Source organism: Methylobacterium sp. CCH5-D2 (assembly GCF_001556475.1).
Classification (GTDB): Bacteria; Pseudomonadota; Alphaproteobacteria; order Rhizobiales; family Beijerinckiaceae; genus Methylobacterium; species Methylobacterium hispanicum.
The window spans coordinates 1-15,930 of sequence record NZ_LSIX01000271.1; the positions used below are offsets into that span (position 1 = coordinate 1).

The 15,930-nt window shown below is 71.5% G+C and carries 18 protein-coding genes; 3 read left to right on the forward strand and 15 right to left on the reverse strand.

The window, feature by feature from the left end:
- Nucleotides 1–587 precede the first annotated feature (587 nt).
- Nucleotides 588–1,532 (forward strand): calcium-binding protein, encoded by a 945-nt coding sequence (locus AX737_RS07360; protein WP_066920240.1) that lies wholly within the window; start codon nucleotides 588–590, stop codon nucleotides 1,530–1,532.
- 190 nt (nucleotides 1,533–1,722) lie between these two features.
- On the opposite strand, the gene AX737_RS07365 is transcribed toward AX737_RS07360, so the two are convergent.
- From AX737_RS07365 to AX737_RS07405, 9 genes are all read right to left on the reverse strand, one after another.
- Complete coding sequence (locus AX737_RS07365; protein WP_066920241.1) at nucleotides 1,723–2,250, reverse strand: gamma carbonic anhydrase family protein; 528 nt, start codon at nucleotides 2,248–2,250, stop codon at nucleotides 1,723–1,725.
- Nucleotides 2,251–2,343: 93 nt separating this feature from the next.
- Complete coding sequence (locus AX737_RS07370) at nucleotides 2,344–2,988, reverse strand: DUF1223 domain-containing protein (protein ID WP_245293406.1); 645 nt, start codon at nucleotides 2,986–2,988, stop codon at nucleotides 2,344–2,346.
- Between the two features lie 193 nt (nucleotides 2,989–3,181).
- A complete protein-coding gene (locus tag AX737_RS07375; protein WP_066920242.1) occupies nucleotides 3,182–4,153 on the reverse strand; it encodes a lipid A biosynthesis lauroyl acyltransferase in 972 nt (323 codons plus the stop codon).
- A 90-nt stretch (nucleotides 4,154–4,243) separates the two neighbouring features.
- Nucleotides 4,244–5,266 (reverse strand): zinc-binding dehydrogenase, encoded by a 1,023-nt coding sequence (locus tag AX737_RS07380; protein ID WP_066920243.1) that lies wholly within the window; start codon nucleotides 5,264–5,266, stop codon nucleotides 4,244–4,246.
- A gap of 104 nt (nucleotides 5,267–5,370) precedes the next feature.
- Nucleotides 5,371–5,643, reverse strand: coding sequence for an SH3 domain-containing protein (locus tag AX737_RS07385; RefSeq protein WP_066920244.1), 273 nt, complete (start codon nucleotides 5,641–5,643; stop codon nucleotides 5,371–5,373).
- Nucleotides 5,644–5,653: 10 nt separating this feature from the next.
- Nucleotides 5,654–6,415, reverse strand: coding sequence for an SDR family oxidoreductase (locus AX737_RS07390; protein ID WP_066920245.1), 762 nt, complete (start codon nucleotides 6,413–6,415; stop codon nucleotides 5,654–5,656).
- The gene (locus tag AX737_RS07395) at nucleotides 6,412–7,695 is read right to left on the reverse strand and encodes a beta-ketoacyl-ACP synthase (RefSeq protein WP_066920246.1); all 1,284 of its coding nucleotides are present in this window, start codon (nucleotides 7,693–7,695) and stop codon (nucleotides 6,412–6,414) included. The genes AX737_RS07390 and AX737_RS07395 overlap by 4 nt, the downstream gene beginning before the upstream one ends.
- Before the next feature lie 96 nt (nucleotides 7,696–7,791).
- A complete protein-coding gene (locus AX737_RS07400; RefSeq protein ID WP_066920261.1) occupies nucleotides 7,792–8,871 on the reverse strand; it encodes a polyamine ABC transporter substrate-binding protein in 1,080 nt (359 codons plus the stop codon).
- Nucleotides 8,872–8,894: 23 nt separating this feature from the next.
- A complete protein-coding gene (locus tag AX737_RS07405; protein ID WP_066920259.1) occupies nucleotides 8,895–9,251 on the reverse strand; it encodes a RidA family protein in 357 nt (118 codons plus the stop codon).
- A 219-nt stretch (nucleotides 9,252–9,470) separates the two neighbouring features.
- Between AX737_RS07405 and AX737_RS07410 the strand changes: the two genes are divergently transcribed.
- On the forward strand, nucleotides 9,471–9,740 hold the full coding sequence (locus AX737_RS07410; protein ID WP_066920248.1) for a GlsB/YeaQ/YmgE family stress response membrane protein: 270 nt from the start codon (nucleotides 9,471–9,473) through the stop codon (nucleotides 9,738–9,740).
- Nucleotides 9,741–9,928: 188 nt separating this feature from the next.
- Here AX737_RS07410 and AX737_RS07415 read toward each other — a convergent pair whose 3' ends face one another.
- The 5 genes from AX737_RS07415 to rpsO form a co-directional block, all read right to left on the reverse strand.
- Nucleotides 9,929–10,150 (reverse strand): YgaP-like transmembrane domain, encoded by a 222-nt coding sequence (locus AX737_RS07415; RefSeq protein ID WP_066920263.1) that lies wholly within the window; start codon nucleotides 10,148–10,150, stop codon nucleotides 9,929–9,931.
- A gap of 106 nt (nucleotides 10,151–10,256) precedes the next feature.
- Nucleotides 10,257–10,901, reverse strand: a complete 645-nt coding sequence (locus AX737_RS07420; protein WP_066920250.1) for a glutathione S-transferase family protein — start codon at nucleotides 10,899–10,901, stop codon at nucleotides 10,257–10,259.
- A 97-nt stretch (nucleotides 10,902–10,998) separates the two neighbouring features.
- Nucleotides 10,999–11,487: a lipocalin-like domain-containing protein gene (locus AX737_RS07425; RefSeq protein ID WP_066920252.1), complete on the reverse strand. Its 489-nt coding sequence runs from the start codon at nucleotides 11,485–11,487 to the stop codon at nucleotides 10,999–11,001.
- A gap of 180 nt (nucleotides 11,488–11,667) precedes the next feature.
- A complete protein-coding gene (pnp, locus tag AX737_RS07430) occupies nucleotides 11,668–13,902 on the reverse strand; it encodes a polyribonucleotide nucleotidyltransferase (protein WP_066920253.1) in 2,235 nt (744 codons plus the stop codon).
- Nucleotides 13,903–14,237: 335 nt separating this feature from the next.
- Complete coding sequence (gene rpsO / locus AX737_RS07435) at nucleotides 14,238–14,507, reverse strand: 30S ribosomal protein S15 (protein WP_066920265.1); 270 nt, start codon at nucleotides 14,505–14,507, stop codon at nucleotides 14,238–14,240.
- 486 nt (nucleotides 14,508–14,993) lie between these two features.
- Between rpsO and AX737_RS07440 the strand changes: the two genes are divergently transcribed.
- Nucleotides 14,994–15,221: a hypothetical protein gene (locus AX737_RS07440; RefSeq protein ID WP_066920255.1), complete on the forward strand. Its 228-nt coding sequence runs from the start codon at nucleotides 14,994–14,996 to the stop codon at nucleotides 15,219–15,221.
- Here AX737_RS07440 and AX737_RS07445 read toward each other — a convergent pair.
- Nucleotides 15,193–15,858, reverse strand: a complete 666-nt coding sequence (locus AX737_RS07445) for a DUF1275 family protein (protein WP_066920257.1) — start codon at nucleotides 15,856–15,858, stop codon at nucleotides 15,193–15,195. The genes AX737_RS07440 and AX737_RS07445 overlap by 29 nt on opposite strands.
- Between the last annotated feature and the right edge of the window lie 72 nt (nucleotides 15,859–15,930).

Below are 15,930 nucleotides of genomic sequence, written 5' to 3' on the forward strand. Positions count from 1 at the left end.
CGGCGGACACGCAGGACACGGACGACGCGGCGCCGATGGCCCCCGCGGCCGTGCCGGCGAGGAAGCGTCGTCGATGCAGGCTTCTCGACTCGAACACGCGAAATATCCTCCCGAACCGTTTTTATGGAGAAGATATTTACTGCGTCGCCGACAATCTGCCGTCAAGCGTTCTACGCGGGGCGGCGCTCGTCCGACGTGGGCCCCGGAACACGCCCCGGATCCGATCAGGCCGCGCCGTATCCTGCGGCCGCGATGGCCCCCTCGGCGTAGACATGCAACGCGCGGACCTTCAGGCCGCTCGATGTCCACGGACGCGAAGCCCCGGCTGTCGCATCCCCTCGTATCCGGCAGGACGCGATACGGGGGCGGCCGGGCGGACGGGGAGCCGCCCCACGGCTGCGTCGTGCATCTTGGAAAGCTTCCGTTAGGCAGTATCCGGATCGAATTTTTCCCACGGCAATCCGTGTTCGAGAGCGCATCGAACCGGATCGCCCAGAAATGGAAAGGTGCTTTCCCGAAATCCATCTCCACCCCCGCCAGGATCCCGACCTACCTAGTCACTGTACAGGCTCAAGGAGGAGACAGCAGTGGCACTCATCAATCTTGGCCTGCCGGGAAATCTTCTCGGCGGCACGAAAATCCTGGATCTCGTCAGCGTCGGGACCAACAGCAACACGAGCAACACCGTCCTGGACGTCGGCGTCCTGGAGAACCTGCCGGTCGCCGATACGGTCAACGGGCTCACCAGCCTGCTCACCCCGGAGGGCAACACGCTCACCGTCGATGCCGGCGTCAACCTGCAGCTCGGGTCGGCCGTCGGCGACCTGATCAACGGCCTGGTTGGGAACGACCTGCTCGTCGGCGGCGGCGGCGACGACCGGATCAACGGCGGCGACGGCAACGACGTGCTCGACGGCGGCGACGGCAACGACGTGCTCGACGGCGGCGACGGCAGCGACATGATCTACGGCAACCGGGGCAACGACACGCTGTTCGGCCGCTTCGGCAACGATTACCTCAACGGCGGCCAGGGCGACGACCTGATCTACGGCAACCAGGGCAACGACACGGTCGCGGGTTCCCTGGGGCGCGACACGGTGTACGCCGGCCAGGGCAACGATCTGGTCGATTACTCCGCCTTCAGCGACGCGCAGATCATCTACGGGAACATGCAGGACGACATCCTGCGCGGCGGCGCCGGGGACGACCGGATCTTCGGCGGCCAGGGCAACGACGTGCTGAACGGCGGGGCAGGCGCCGACACGCTCTTCGGCAACCTCGGTGACGACATCCTCACGGGCGGCGCCGGCGCGGACCGGTTCGTGTTCGCCGGCGCGACCTTCGGCCAGAACAGCGGCGCCGACCGGATCACCGACTTCAACGCGGGCGAGGGCGACCGCATCGCCCTGAACGGCCAGACGGCCACCGCCTTCGACAGCAACGGCAGCACGATCCTGCTCCTGTCCGGCGGCGGGACCGTGCAACTCGACGGCGTCGCGGCAAGCTCCGTCCAGAGCGGCTGGTTCGCCTGAGAACGGGACGACCGGGGCGGAGGCGGGGGCTCCTCGCGTCCGCCGCCTGGAGCGCTCTTGCGCCGAAGCGGACGCCGGTTCGGCGCAAGGGAGCGCGTTCATACAAGAGGTTGGAGCCGTTCCCGATGGCAACCCGATCGGGCCCGATGGCAACCCGATCGGCCCGATGGCAACCCGATCGGGAACGGCGCTAGTCCTGGCGCACGAGCCCCGCGGCGAAGCGGCGGGCGTTGGCGACGTAGTGCTCGGCCAGCCGGCGCAGATCCGCGGCGCCCGCCTCGCCGAGGCTGCGCACGGCCCTCGCCGGCATGCCGACGATCAGGCTGCCGTCGGGAAACTCCGCCCCCTCCTTCACCAGGGCGTTGGCGCCGACGATGCAGCCGCGGCCGATCCGCGCCCCGTTGAGGATCGTGGCGCCCATGCCGATCAGGGTGCCGTCGCCGACGGTGCAGCCGTGCACGATCGCCCGGTGCCCGACGGTGACGCCCTCGCCGATCGTGAGGGGGAAGCCGGGATCGGAGTGCAGCACCGCCCCGTCCTGGATGTTGCTGCCCGCACCCACCCGCATCGGCTCGTTGTCGCCGCGCAGCACCGCGCCGAACCAGACGCTCGCCCCCGCTCCGAGATGCACCTGCCCGATGACGTGCGCGCCCGGCGCGACCCAGACGCTGGCATCGGCGAGGATCGGGGCGTGGCCGTCGAGCGCGTAGAGGGACATCGGGACTTCTCGGGACGGGGATCGGGGGAGCGGGCCGTCAGCATCTCACGGGCCGGGCGTCCCGTCACGGGTCGCGCGGGCCTCGCGGCCCCCTCACAGCCCCGGCCCCTTCGCGGCGCCCCAGATCCGGCCCGGCTTGCCGTTGCTCGCCCCCTGCAGCACGACGACCCAGGCATCGGCGTCGGCCGCGCGGGCGCTCGGCAGCGGCACCTCGTAATGGACCGGCTGACCGCTCCACGGCCCGACCCGCTGTATGCCGCGCACCACGTTGAGGTAGGTCGCCGTGCGGCCCCGATTCTCCCCGCGCTCGATCGCGACCGGGCGGCGGCGCAGCACGGAGAGGAGCCAGACCTCGCCCCGCTGGCCGCCCGCCCCGACATCGATCACGATGCGGTCGCCGCGCTCCTCGCCGCGGACCGGCACCGACAGGCCGCCGGGCTGGACCGCCTCGCGCGCCAGGGCGCGCTCCAGCCCGGCCCGGTCGGAGGCCACCACGGAGGCGGCACCGTTGACGATGGCCTGCGGCGTGAAGACCTGCCGGATGCCGTGCGGGCCCGCATAGGCGTGCTGGCGCTCGGTGAAGGGCTTCTGGGCCAGCGTGTCCTTCCAGCCGAGATAGTCCCAGTAGGTCACCGGCAGGGTGAGCGCCACGATGCCGGGCCGGCCCGCGAGGTCCCGGAACACCGGGTCGGCCCCGCGGCAGGCGGCGCAGCCCTGGCTGGTGAACAGCTCGACCACCGCCCGCAGAGGCTCCGCACGGACAGGCTCCGCACGGACCGCCTCCGCATGAACCGGCTCGGCGCGGACGGGCGCGGCGCAAGGCCCCGCCAGGGCGAGGAGCGCGGCGCCGAGCCGGGCGGCAGGTCGGGTGACGGGTCGGGGAACCGGAACCATCATCGCATCACAGCGCCGGCGGACGTGCCGAGGGAAATCACGTTGGCTTGAGAGCGTCGGCGCGGGCCGGCGCGCGACCGGCCGGCAGCATCGCGGGGCGCCAGCGCCGGTGCATCCAGAGCCACTGGCCGGGATTCTCGCGCACCCAGCCCTCCACCACCGCCGTCATCGCCTGCATGGCGCCCGGCACGTCGACGGTGCCGTCCGCGGCCCGGGGCAGGTCGAGGGGCGGGGTCAGTTCGAGGCGGTAGCGGCCGCCGGGCAGCCGCACCACCCGGGCGCCGTGGACCGGGCACTCGGTGTTCCGGGCGAGCTTGGCGAGCAGCGGGTTGGCGAGGCAGGGTTGCCCGAAGAACGTCACCACCACGCCGCGGGTGAAGTGCTGGTCGATGAGCTGGCCGAGATGGCCGCCGCGCTCCACCACGCCCTGCATCGCGAAGGCGGCGCCGGGGCCGGAGGCGGCCAGCCCCCCCATGGTCTTCTGCCGCACCGCCTGGACGAGCCGGGCCGCCGCCGGGTTGTTCGGCGCCCGGAACACCGCGGTCGCCTCCAGGTCGAACTTCGCCGCCGCGATCGCGGGCAGCTCCCAGTTGCCGAGATGGGCCGAGAAGATCAGGCCGGGCTTTCCGTCGTCCCGCAGGGCGTAGAAGTGCTCCAGCCCCACCACCTCCATGCGCTGGGTGGCGGGATCGTCCGGATCGAAGCTGAACAGCGTGTCGAGATGGGCGTACTCGGCCCCCGTGCGGCCGAGATTGTCCCAGGCCTGGGCCGCGATCGCCCGGCGCTCGGCCTCCGGGAGGTCCGGATAGGCCGCGCGCAGGTTCGCCAGCATGGTCCGGTGCGCGGGCAGCCACGGGCCGATCCCGCGCAGGAGCGCCGCCCCCCAGGCGCCGGCCCGCTCGGGGCCGAGCCCGCGGGCGAGGCGGAACACGGCCGCGATCAGGGGCAGCATCGCGTAGCCCGCGAGCCGCGGGAACGAGCGCTTCAGGACGAGGGCGAGACGCAGCAAGCGGTTCGGGCTCCGGCGGCGGGCAGGGCCGGAGCCGGGATGCCGCGATTCAAGCGCCTTAGATCATTTCCGCGTGAGCAGGGGAAGCATTCAGAGGCTCACCAGGATCTTGCCGAAGACCTGACGTGACTCGAGCCGCTCCAACCCCGCCGCGAAGTCGCCGAGCGGATAGACCGTGTCGATCACCGGCGTGATGCCGGTCGCCATCTTGTCCAGCGATTGCCGGATGTTCTCGATGCGGCAGCCGAACGAGCCGGTGATGCGGTACTGCTGCTGGAACAGCTGCATCAGGTTCATGGTGGTGGAGACGCCCGAGGTCGAGCCGCAGGTGACGAGCCGACCGCCGCGCTTCAGGCAGAGCAGCGAGCCGTTCCAGGTGTCGGGCCCAACATGCTCGAAGACCACATCGACGCCTTTCCGCTTCGTCAGCCGCCGCACCTCGCCCTCGAAGCGCTCCTCGCGGTAGTTGATGACGTGGTCGGCGCCGAGCTCGCCCGCCATCGCGCCCTTGCGGTCGTCGCCGACCGTGGTGAACACCGTGCACTGAAGCGCTTTGGCCATCTTGATCGCGCTGGTGCCGATGCCCGAGCCGCCGGCATGCACGAGGATGCTCTCGCCGGGCTCGAGCCGCGCGTTGTCGAACAGCATGTGCTGCACGGTGCCGAAGGCGATCCCTGCGCAGGCCGCGTCGGTGAAGCTCACGCCCGCGGGCGCCTTCACCACGAGCCGGGCCGGCACGGTGACGAACTCGCTCGCGAAGCCGTCGATATGGAAGCCGTAGACGCCGCCCACATCCTCGCAGAGGTTGTCGCGGCCCTCCCGGCAAGCCCGGCAATGCCCGCAGGTCTTCGCCCCGTAGAGGGCCACGGGATCGCCCTCTCGCAGGCCGGTGACGCCTTCGCCGAGCGCGGCGATCTCGCCGGCCGCCTCGGCGCCCACCGTCAGCGGGAGCCGGCGCTTGGCGAAGGCCATCCCGCGAAAACCCCAGACGTCGATGAAGTTGAGGCCGACCGCGCGCACCCGCACCCGCACCTCGCCGGGCCCGGGGGCGGGGGCGTCCGCCACGTCGGTCAGGCGCAGGTCGCGGTCGCCGAAGAGTTGCAGGGCTCGCATCGATCGTTCCCGGGGCTCCGACGGCCCGATAGGGTGGCACGGCCCTCTCCGATGAGGGGCACGTCGGCGCCTTAGGGACAGCCTATGTCCCGATCAAGGCGCGGTTATTCGGGCGCGAGGTAGCGCCGCCTCGCCCAGCCGAGCGTGCGGCCGTCCTTGACGCGGCACCACGTGGTGCGGCTCGGCGTCTCGTTGGTGCAGCCGAAGACCAGCACCCGGCCGCGGACCTCGCCGACGCGCTCGGCGGCGGGATCGGGCTCGGCCCGGACGCTCAGGGCCTCGCCGCGGGGCAGTCCCTCGACCCGGTAGGCCTGAGGGTCGGCCGCGGCAGGGGCGGCGAGGGAGCCGGCGAGGACGGCGAGGAGGAGGGGGCGCATCGGCGGCGTCTCAGGCGCGGTGCACGCCCATCATGGCGGTGAGGCCGCCATCGACCGGCAGGACGGCGCCCGTGATGTAGCCGGCCGCGTCCTCCATCAGGAAGCGGACGAGCGCGGCGACCTCCGCCGGGTCGGCGAAGCGGCCGGCCGGGATCTGGCGCTCCATGCCCGCGCGATGCGCCGCGTAGGGCGCCATCATCCGCGTATCCACGAAGCCCGGCGCGATCACGTTGACGGTGACGCCGCGCTTCGCCGACTCGATCGCCAGCGTGCGGCAATAGGCGATCAGCGCGCCCTTGGTGGCGGCGTAGGCCGCGTTGCCGGCATTCGCCCTGAGCGCCGCGACCGAGCCGATCGCCACGACGCGGCCCGTCCGCGCCCGGATCATGCCGCGCGTCAGCGCCTTGGCGAGCCGGGTCAGCGAGGTGAAGTTCACCTGCATGGCGGCCTCCAGCCGGTCCTGGTCGAGCATCAGCGCGAGCGCGTCCGCCGACTGGCCCGCATTGTGGACGAGGCCGTAATAGCCCCGCTCCTCCGCCGCCGCGCAGAAGGCGTCGAGCGCCGCCCGGTCGCCGAGATCGAGGGCGTGCGCCTCGAAGGCCGCGCCCGGATGCGCCCCCCGCAGCTCCGCCAGCAGCGCCTCGGCCTCGGAGCCGGAGGCGCGGTAGGTGAAGTCGACCCCGTGGCCGGCCTGCGCCAGCGCCCGCACGATCGCGGCGCCGAGGCCGGCCGCGCCCCCCGTGACGAGGACGCGTCTCATCCCGGCGCTCATGCGGGCTCGGCCCCGAGGATCAGGCAGGTGTTCTGCCCGCCGAAGCCGAAGGAGTTCGACAGGACGCGCGAGACGGGCACGTCCCGGGCCTGCCCCACGATGTCGAGCGGGATCGCGGGGTCGGGCACCGCGTGGTTGATGGTGGGCGGGATGCGCCCGTGCCGGATGGTCAGGAGCGAGAACGCCGCCTCGATCGCCCCGGCCGCGGTCAGGGTGTGGCCGATCATCGACTTGTTCGAGGTGACGGGTACCTGGCCCGCGCGCTCGCCGAGCACCGCGACGAGGCCGAGCGCCTCCATCTTGTCGTTCTCCGGCGTCGAGGTGCCGTGGGCGTTGACCGTGTCGATGTCCTCCGGGGACAGGCCGGCATCCTCCAGGCTCGCCCGGATCGCCGCGACGACCGGCGCCCCGTCGGGGCTCGAGCGGGTACGGTGGAAGCCGTCGCCCTTCTCGCCGCAGCCCAGCACGTAGCCGAGGATGGTCGCGCCGCGGGCGAGGGCCGCGTCCGCGTCCTCCAGCACCAGGGCGGCGGCGCCCTCGCCCATGACGAAGCCGTCGCGGTTCTTCGAGAAGGGCTTGGAGGCGGCCGAAGGCGGGTCGTTCTGGGTCGAGAGGGCCGAGAGCAGCGAGAAGCGGATCAGCGATTCCGGGTTCACCGAGCCGTCCGTGCCGATGCAGAGCGCGGCCCGCGTCTCGCCCCGCCGGATCGCCTCGACGCCGAGCTGGATCGCGGTGGCGCCCGACGAGCAGGCGGTCGAGAGCGAGATCGGCGAGCCCTTGGTGCCGAAGCGCTCGGCGATGCGCTCGGCCACGGTGCCGAAGATGAAGAGGTCGTGCCAGGGGTCGAAGCGGCGCGTGGCGGCGGCCGCCTGGAGACCCGCGTAGCTGACCTCGCCGTTCTGGCCCGACGCCTCGGCCAGTGCCTGCCGCTGTGGCCACTCCATCTCGACCGGCGGCACGGCAATGAACAGGGCACCGGGGAAGTCGCCCCGCCGGCCGATGCCGGCCTGCGCCACCGCCTCCTCGGCGGCCTCCGCGGCGAAGCGCTCGGAGAGGAGGGGGGCGACCAGCGGCTCGGTGTCGAGGAAGTCGACGGTGCCGGCGATGCGGGTGCGCAAGGTATCGGTGGGGAAGCGCCGGATCGCGTGGATCCCCGAGCGCCCGGCGGTCAGCGCCGCCCAGTTGTCGGCCTGGCCCTGGCCGAGCGAGGTGACGAGCCCGATGCCGGTGACGGCGACGCGGGGCCGTTCCTTCGCGTCGCGGTTCGAATGCGCAGTCATGGCGGCCGTCTTACACGATCGCGCCGGGGAGGGGAGGGATTTTGGTGAGCGCGCGGCCCTCCCTCGCCCCTCTGCGGGAGAGGGGGAATGCGGCGATCACCGCCCGGTCCGCACCCGCGTCCAGAGCCGGGTGATGAAGCGCTGCGTCCGGTCGTCCCAGGCGGTGTTCACCGAGAGCCGCTGCATCGTCGCCTCGTCCGGGTAGATGCCCGGGTTGTTCAGGATCTCGGGCTTCACGAGCGCCTTCGCGGGCAGCACGCCGCTCGCGTAGGAGACGAAGTTGCTGTTGGCCGCCGCCACGTCGGCGCGCAGCATGTAGTCGATGAAGGCGTGGGCCTCGGCCGCGTGCGGCGCGTCCTTCGGGATCGCGAAGGCGTCGAACCACATGATCGAGCCTTCCTTCGGCACGACGTAGCCGATCTCGACGCCGGTCTTGGCCTCGTCCGCCCGCTTCCTCGCCTGCATCACGTCGCCCGAGTAGCCGACCGCGACGCAGAGGTCGCCGTTGGCCAGCGCCTGGATGTACTCGGAGGAGTGGAACTTCCGCACCGCGCCGCGGACCTTGTAGAGCGCGTCCGTGACCTGGGTCATGTCGTCCCAGCGCCGGGTGTCGCTCTTCAGCCCGTAGAAGGGCAGCATCGCGGGGATCAGGTCCTCGGGGCTGTCGAGCATCATAATCCCGCACTCCTTCAGCTTGTTGGCCGAGGTCGGGTTGAGCACGACGCTCCACGAGTTGAGGGCGGCGTTCGCGCCGAGGCGCTCGCGCACCGCGCCCAGATTGTAGCCGATGCCGGTGGTGCCCCACATGTAATCGACGGCGTAGGCGTTGCCGGGGTCGTAGGCGGCGAGCCGCCCGGCGATCTCGGGCCAGACGTTGCCGAGATTGCGCAACTTCGTCTTGTCGAGGGGCCGGAAGGCGCCGGCCCGGATCAGCCGCTGCAGGAAGGGCCCGGAGGGCACCACCACGTCGTAGCCGGAGCGGCCGGCGAGCAGCTTCGTCTCCAGGATCTCGTTGTTGTCGTAGGTGTCGTAGACGACCTTGATCCCGGTCTCCCGGGTGAAGGCCTCCAGAACCTTCGGGTCGATGTAGTCCGACCAGTTGTAGATGTTGACGACGCGCTCCTCCGCCCGGGCGCCGCCCAGAAGGGCGAGCCCGCCGAGGGCCGCGCCCAGCAGGGCGCGGCGGAGGAGCCGGCCGCTCACCGGGTCCGCGCCGCGACGACGACGATCTCGACGAGATACTCGGGCCCGGCGAGCTTCGCCTCGACGGTGGCGCGGGCCGGCGGGTTCTCCGTGGAGACCCAGGCGTCCCAGGCGGCGTTCATCTCGGCGAAGGTCGCGATGTCGGCGAGGTAGACGGTGGCCGAGAGGATGCGCTCCTTGTCGCTGCCGGTCGCGTTGAGCAGACGGTCGATCTGCCCGAGGATCTGCTGGGTCTGCGCGGTGACGCCGGTGCCCACCGTGTCGGCCGCGACTTGGCCCGCGAGGTAGACCGTCTCCCCGTAGGCCACCGCCTGCGACATGCGCTTGCCCGGCTCGACCCGCTCGATCGTCATCACACCACTCCCCATTCCGTTGCGGCGGCCAGCACTATCGGCAGCGCCCAAGCCTGCCAATCCCTATCGGCGGCGGCGAGCGCGGGCAGCCCGGACCGGCCCCGGCGAAGCGCCGAAAGCTTCCGGTACGAAAAATCCGTCCGCCCAAGCTTTCCGCGGCAACCTGCCGCCCCGCTGATGCGTTCAGTGGACATTCGCACCTACGCGCAGGGGTTTGCCATGGAAATTCTCTGGACCATCATCATCGGCTTCCTGGCCGGCGTCATCGCCAAGTTCATCATGCCGGGCGACAAGGAGCCCGCGGGCTTCATCCTCACCACGATCCTGGGCATCGTCGGCGCCTTCGTGGCCACCTTCATCGGCCAGGCGGTGGGCTGGTACGGACCGAACCAGGGCGCGGGCTTCATCGGCGCCATCGTGGGCGCGGTGATCGTGCTGGCGATCTACGGCTTCATCGCCACCCGCAGCAGCCGCACCTCGACCTACTGATCAGCACAGCCGGGTCGGACGGAGGAGGGCGCCCGCGAGGGCGCCCTTTCTTGTTGGCGGCAAGCCTGTTTCGGCGCTGAGGCTCTTCAGAGGCACGGGCCTCGTTCTGCGCCCGGACCGTGACCAAAAACGAGGGCCCGCCGCGCTGATGCACGGCGGGCCCCGAAGGCTGGATCGAGGATCAGGCCTTACAGACGCTGCGAGGCCGCCTTCATCGCGCAGTGGCCGGTGGCGCCCCGCAGCGCGAGGCCGACGCCGACCACGAGCGCGGCGAGGCTGAGCAGCTTGTTCGGGCGCGGCTGCGCGGCGGCGGCCGCGATGCCGAGGCCGAGCGCCACCGAGACGGCCCGCTCCGTGGTGGTGAGGTTCGGCTCGCCGCTGAAGATATCGTGGGCGATCTCGTTGATCATCTGGGTCGCCATCGGGCTTCTTTCGTCTCCGTGAAGGGGTATCGCCGGGCGAACGCGGGGCGCGGGGCCGCGTTCCCGGCCACCGTGCCGCGCCGCACCACCGGCCTCAGCCGGAGGCCTGCTCCCGCTCGGCGAGCAGAGCGTCGTCGATCTCCCGCGCCCGCACGGCGGCGGGGCGCCCGGTGAGGCGGGCGGTGTAGGCCTCGAAGGCCGGCCGCCGCTCGATCGTGCCGAAGGCCATGCCCCAGGAGAGATGCGCGCCGACATAGAGGTCGGCCGCCGAGAATCTTTCGCCCGCGAGGTAGTCGGTGCCGGCGACGGCCTGTTCCAGCACGTCCAGCACCTCGGGCAGCGAGCCGTAGCCGACCATGCCGCGCATGCGCGGATCGTCCGGCACGGTGACGCCCAGGACCTTGTTGGTCACCGCCGCCTCGACGGGGCCCGCCGCGAAGAACAGCCAGCGATAATAGGCCGCGCGCTCACGGCTGCCCGGCGGCGGGGCGAGCCCGGCCTCGGGAAAGGCGTCGGCGAGGTAGGCGCAGATCGCTGCCGTCTCGGTCACGACCGCGGCACCGTGGCGGAGAGCCGGCACCTTGCCCATCGGGTTGATCGCCCGGAAGGCGGCGTCCTTCATGCCGGGTCCGAAGCTCACGATCTCGGCGCGGTAGGGCGCACCGACCTCCTCCAGCATCCAGCGGGCGATCCGCCCGCGCGACATGGGCGTGGTGTAGAGGACGAGGTCTTCGCTCATATCTGGCCTCCCTGCCGGCGATTCGTCCCCGGCGGGAGCGTTCAAGCAGATGCGGGGGCGCCCGGGAAGCGGCCCGTCACGCCCCCGCGGCGATCCCTCAGTTCGGCCGTTCCCAGACGAGAGTGACCACGCTCACCTTGCCGTCGCCGCTGAACGGCGCGGGGCGCGTCGTGTAGACCAGCTTGCCGTCCGCGTAGGCGACGTCGCGCACCTGGGACGTCCCCGTCCAGGCCTCGTTCCAAGACGTGTCGATGGCGTGGGTGATGCTCTTCCCGTCGAAGGTGTAGGTGCCCGCATAGGCGAAGAAGGAGCGGTGCAGCCGCGCGCGCTCGGCGTCGGTGGGCGCGGCGCCCGCCGGCTTCTCCCGCCCCTGGTAGGCCACCACGACCATGACGCGGCCGGACGCGTCGTAGTTGATCCAGCCGTTCGGCCGCGGGCCGCCGTAGGAATCCACGACCTCGCCCGTATCGACGATCGTCCGTTGCGCCGTCGCGAGACGCCACGTGCCGAGGATGTCCTTGGTGTCGAGGGCCTGCGCCGGCGAGACCAGTAGACAGCAACCGAAAATCCAGAACCCGACCCGCATGTCCACCTCCAGAACAATCGTCGCATAGACCAAGCTATGCAACTTCTGATTATGGAAGCGCGCGTGATTCGTCATCTCCCCAACCGCATCCGAGAGCGTGACGGGAGAACAGGAACCGCCAAATGAAAAACGCGACCCCGGAGGGCCGCGCTTCGCAATCATTCAGTTGTGAGGAGAGGCTTACTCGCCCGCGTCGCGGCGGCGCTCGCCCCGGTGGGAGCGGCCGCCCTCGCGGCTCTCGCGGGGCTCACGCGGCTCCTCGCCGCGCTCGGCCCGCTCGGCGTCGCGCTGGGCCTTGAGCTTCTCGGTGAGGTCCTCGCCGGTCTGCTGATCGACCACCTTCATCGAGAGGCGGATCTTGCCGCGGTCGTCCTGACCGAGGAACTTCACCTTCACCTTGTCGCCTTCCTTGACGACGTCCGTCACCTTGGCGACGCGCTGGGCGGCGAGTTCCGAGATGTGGACGAGGCCGTCCTTGGCGCCGAAGAAGTTCACGAAGGCGCCGAACTCCATCGTCTTCACGACGGTGCCGTCGTAGATCACCCCGACCTCGGCCTCGGCCACGATCGAGCGGATCCAGTTGTAGGCCGCCTTGATCGCCTTGCCGTCGGCGGAGGCGATCTTCACGATGCCGGTGTCCTCGATGTTGATCTTGGCGCCGGTCTTCTCGACGATCTCGCGGATCACCTTGCCGCCCGTGCCGATCACTTCGCGGATCTTGTCGGTCGGGATCTGCATCGTCTCGATGCGCGGCGCGTACTCGCCGAGCTCGGGGCGGGCGGCGGTCAGCGCGTTGGCCATCTCAGCCAGGATGTGGGCGCGGCCGTCCTTCGCCTGGGCGAGGGCGATCTTCATGATCTCCTCGGTGATGCCCGCGATCTTGATGTCCATCTGGAGCGAGGTGATGCCCTCGTCCGTGCCGGCCACCTTGAAGTCCATGTCGCCGAGATGGTCCTCGTCGCCGAGGATGTCGGAGAGCACCGCGAAGCGCTCACCCTCGAGGATCAGGCCCATGGCGATGCCGGCGACGGGCCGGCGCAGCGGAACGCCCGCATCCATCAGCGAGAGCGAGCCGCCGCAGACGGAGGCCATCGAGGACGAGCCGTTCGACTCGGTGATCTCGGACACGACGCGGATCGTGTACGGGAACTCGTGGGCGGGCGGCAGCACGGGCCGGATCGCGCGCCAGGCGAGCTTGCCGTGGCCGATCTCGCGGCGGCCGGGCGAGCCCATGCGGCCGGTCTCGCCGACCGAATAGGGAGGGAAGTTGTAGTGCAGCAGGAAGCGCTCCTTGTAGGTGCCTTCCAGCGCGTCGATGAACTGCTCGTCCTCGCCGGTGCCGAGCGTCGCCACGACCAGCGCCTGCGTCTCGCCGCGGGTGAAGATCGCCGAGCCGTGGGCGCGCGGCAGGACGCCGACCTCCGAGACGATCGAGCGGACCGTCTTCACGTCGCGGCCGTCGATGCGCGAGCCCGTATCGAGGACGTTCCAGCGAACGACCTTCGACTGGGCCTCCTTGAAGGCGGCCTTGACTTTCTCAGGGCTGAACTTCTGCTCGCCGTCCGCCGGGCAGAGGGCGGCCACCACCTTCGCCTTCACGGCGTCGACGGCCGCGTAGCGGTCCTGCTTGACGGTGATCTTGTAGGCGTCGCGCAGCTCCGCCTCGCAGATCTCCAGCACCGCCTTCTCGACCTCGGCGTTCTCCGGGGGCGAGAAGTTGCGCGGCTCCTTGGCGGCCTTCTCGGCCAGACGGATGATCGCCTCGATGACCGGCTGGAAGTGCTTGTGGCCGAACATCACGGCCCCGAGCATCACGTCCTCGGAGAGTTCCTTCGCCTCGGACTCGACCATCAGGACGGCGTCCTGGGTGCCGGCCACGACGAGGTCGAGGGTCGAATCGTCCTTGGTCTCGGTGACGAGCGGGTTCAGCTTGTAGCCGCCGTTGACGTAGCCGACGCGGGCCGCGCCGATCGGGCCCATGAAGGGCACGCCGGAGAGCGTGAGCGCGGCGGACGCCGCCACCATCGCGACGATGTCGGGATCGTTCTCGAGGTCGTGGGTCAGCACGGTGACGACGACCTGGGTGTCGTTGCGCCAGCCCTCGACGAAGAGCGGGCGGATCGGCCGGTCGATCAGGCGGGAGACCAGCGTCTCCTTCTCGGAGGGACGGCCCTCGCGCTTGAAGTAGCCGCCCGGGATGCGGCCGGCGGCGTAGGCGCGCTCCTGGTAGTTCACGGTGAGCGGCAGGAAGTCGATGCCGGCCTTCGGCTCCTTGGCCGAGACGACGGTGGCGAGCACCGAGGTCTCGCCGTAGGTGGCGATCACGGCGCCGTCCGCCTGGCGGGCGACCTTGCCGGTCTCCAGCACGAGCTTGCGGTCGCCCCAGATCAGCTCTTCGCGTTGAACGTCGAACATGCGTGTCTCTCTCATCCTTGGCATATCCCGCGGACGGGCCTTCCCGGCCGCGGGTGGGCGAACCCGGCGCCGCCAGGGGCAAGATTGCGCGTCCCTCCCGTCGGAGGGACGCGCGATCCTGTCCCCGGCACATGGCGCCTCGAAGTCGCCCCGGGTGTTCAGGAGGCCGGACCCATTCCGGCACCCCGAAGGTCTTCCTTGGTTACCTCCGATGCTGTCGCACCGGAGGCGGTCCGCCGTACGGGCGGCGGCGCGCGGTCGCGCTTGCGGCGGCCCTGAGGCCGCCGTGGCCGGGGCACCCTTCCGCTCGGGAAGGAGGCGCCCCGCACGGAGCCTTAGCGGCGGATGCCGAGGCGCTCGATCAGCGAGCGGTAGCGGGCCTCGTCCTTGCGCTTGACGTAGTCGAGCAGCGAGCGGCGCGAGGAGACCAGCTTCAGGAGGCCGCGGCGGGAATGGTTGTCCTTGCCGTGGGTCTTGAAGTGCTGGGTCAGGTTCGAGATCCGCTCGGTGAGGATCGCCACCTGGACCTCCGGCGAGCCGGTGTCCTTGGGATCGACGCGGTATTCCTTGATGAGCGCGGTCTTGCGCTCTGCCGTGATCGACATCGCGTGGCCTTTCTGGGATGTGCGGGAGGCGGCTGCCTTGACGCAGCGCGCCTGCATGAGCCTGGGCGGGGCCGGTGCCGGGATGTCGTCCAGCACGGTCGTTGAGCCCAAGCGGCTTCAGGCCCCGCCCGTCGCCGGGCTCGAGGCCGCGCGCACCATACACGAAAGCGCCTCCCGCGCCAGTCCCCGGCGCGGGCCGTGCCGTTGGGGCGCCGCCGGAGGGCGGAACCGCCCGCGCCGGATTGCCCAATCGGTGGTCGGGCGAGAGGCGAAATATCGCCTTGCCTTTGCTCTGCCGGCTAACCATAGCCGGAACCGCGTATGCGCGGCCCGGTTGGCCCTGCGCGACGGGCGCGGGAGACCACGGATGACGCAGGACGTCGCCTCCGGGCGCGCGGGCGCGGCGGCACGGGCGGTGCGCGGCGCTCCGCCTACGGGTACACGTCTCCCGCCGAGACCCCGCCGGGCCCCGGCCTGAGGCGCCCCATGCCGACCAAGGGGAAGCGGAGCAAACGCCAAGCCTACCTCGTCGCGGTGGCGCAGCGGCGCGAGGCCGCGCGGATCTACGCCGTGGTGGCGGCCTCCGAGGCGGAGGCGCTCGCCGCGCTCGGCGAGCACGCGGTGGAGAGCGCCCGCCTGCAGGTGGTGGGCGGCCTCTCGCGCGACATGGTGCGCCGGCTCAAGCTCAAGCCGGGGGAACTGCGCCTCGTGTGAGGCCCCGCGCCGCCGCGGCCGCGAGGCCGGCCAGCAGCACGACCGGCAGGATCGCGCACCAGAACGCCCCGTAGGCGACCCCGAGGGCGCCCGCGAGCGCCCCGGCCGCGAAGGCGAGCACGGCCGGCAGGATCCGCCGCAGGCGCGCCCGCGCCGCCGCGTCCGCCGTACGGCCCAGCGCGAAGTCGACCGCGTCGATCACCGCCTGGGTGACGTTGACGGTCATCACCGTGGTGGCCGCAAGGGTCGGCAGGCAGAGGCGCCCGAGGGCGTTCTGCACGCCCATCGCGGCGACCGCCAGCATGCCGACCAAGAGGGCACCTGGGCTGTCCGCCCCGGCGAAGGGGGAGAGGACGACCCCGGCGCCGCCGAAGCCCGCGAGCAGCAGCGCCTCCGCGGCGAGAAGCCAGGGCAGGGGGCGCCGTCCGGCCCGCTCGAGCCCGAGGGCGGCGAGGCGGGCGGCCGCGACCGCGAGCACGAAGACGGGCAGCGCCAGGAGCTTGGCCACGAGGCCGCCCGCCTCGCCGACGAGCGCCGCGCCGATCAGCACGAAGTTGCCGGTGACGTGGGCGGCGAACAGCCCGGCCAGCGCCACGAACCCGGCCGCGTCCACGAAGCCGGCCACGAAGCCGAGCACGGCGGCGAAGCCGTTCGGTACGGCGGAGCCTGGCGGTACGGCGGAGCCTGGCGGTCCGGCGTCCTGCCCCGG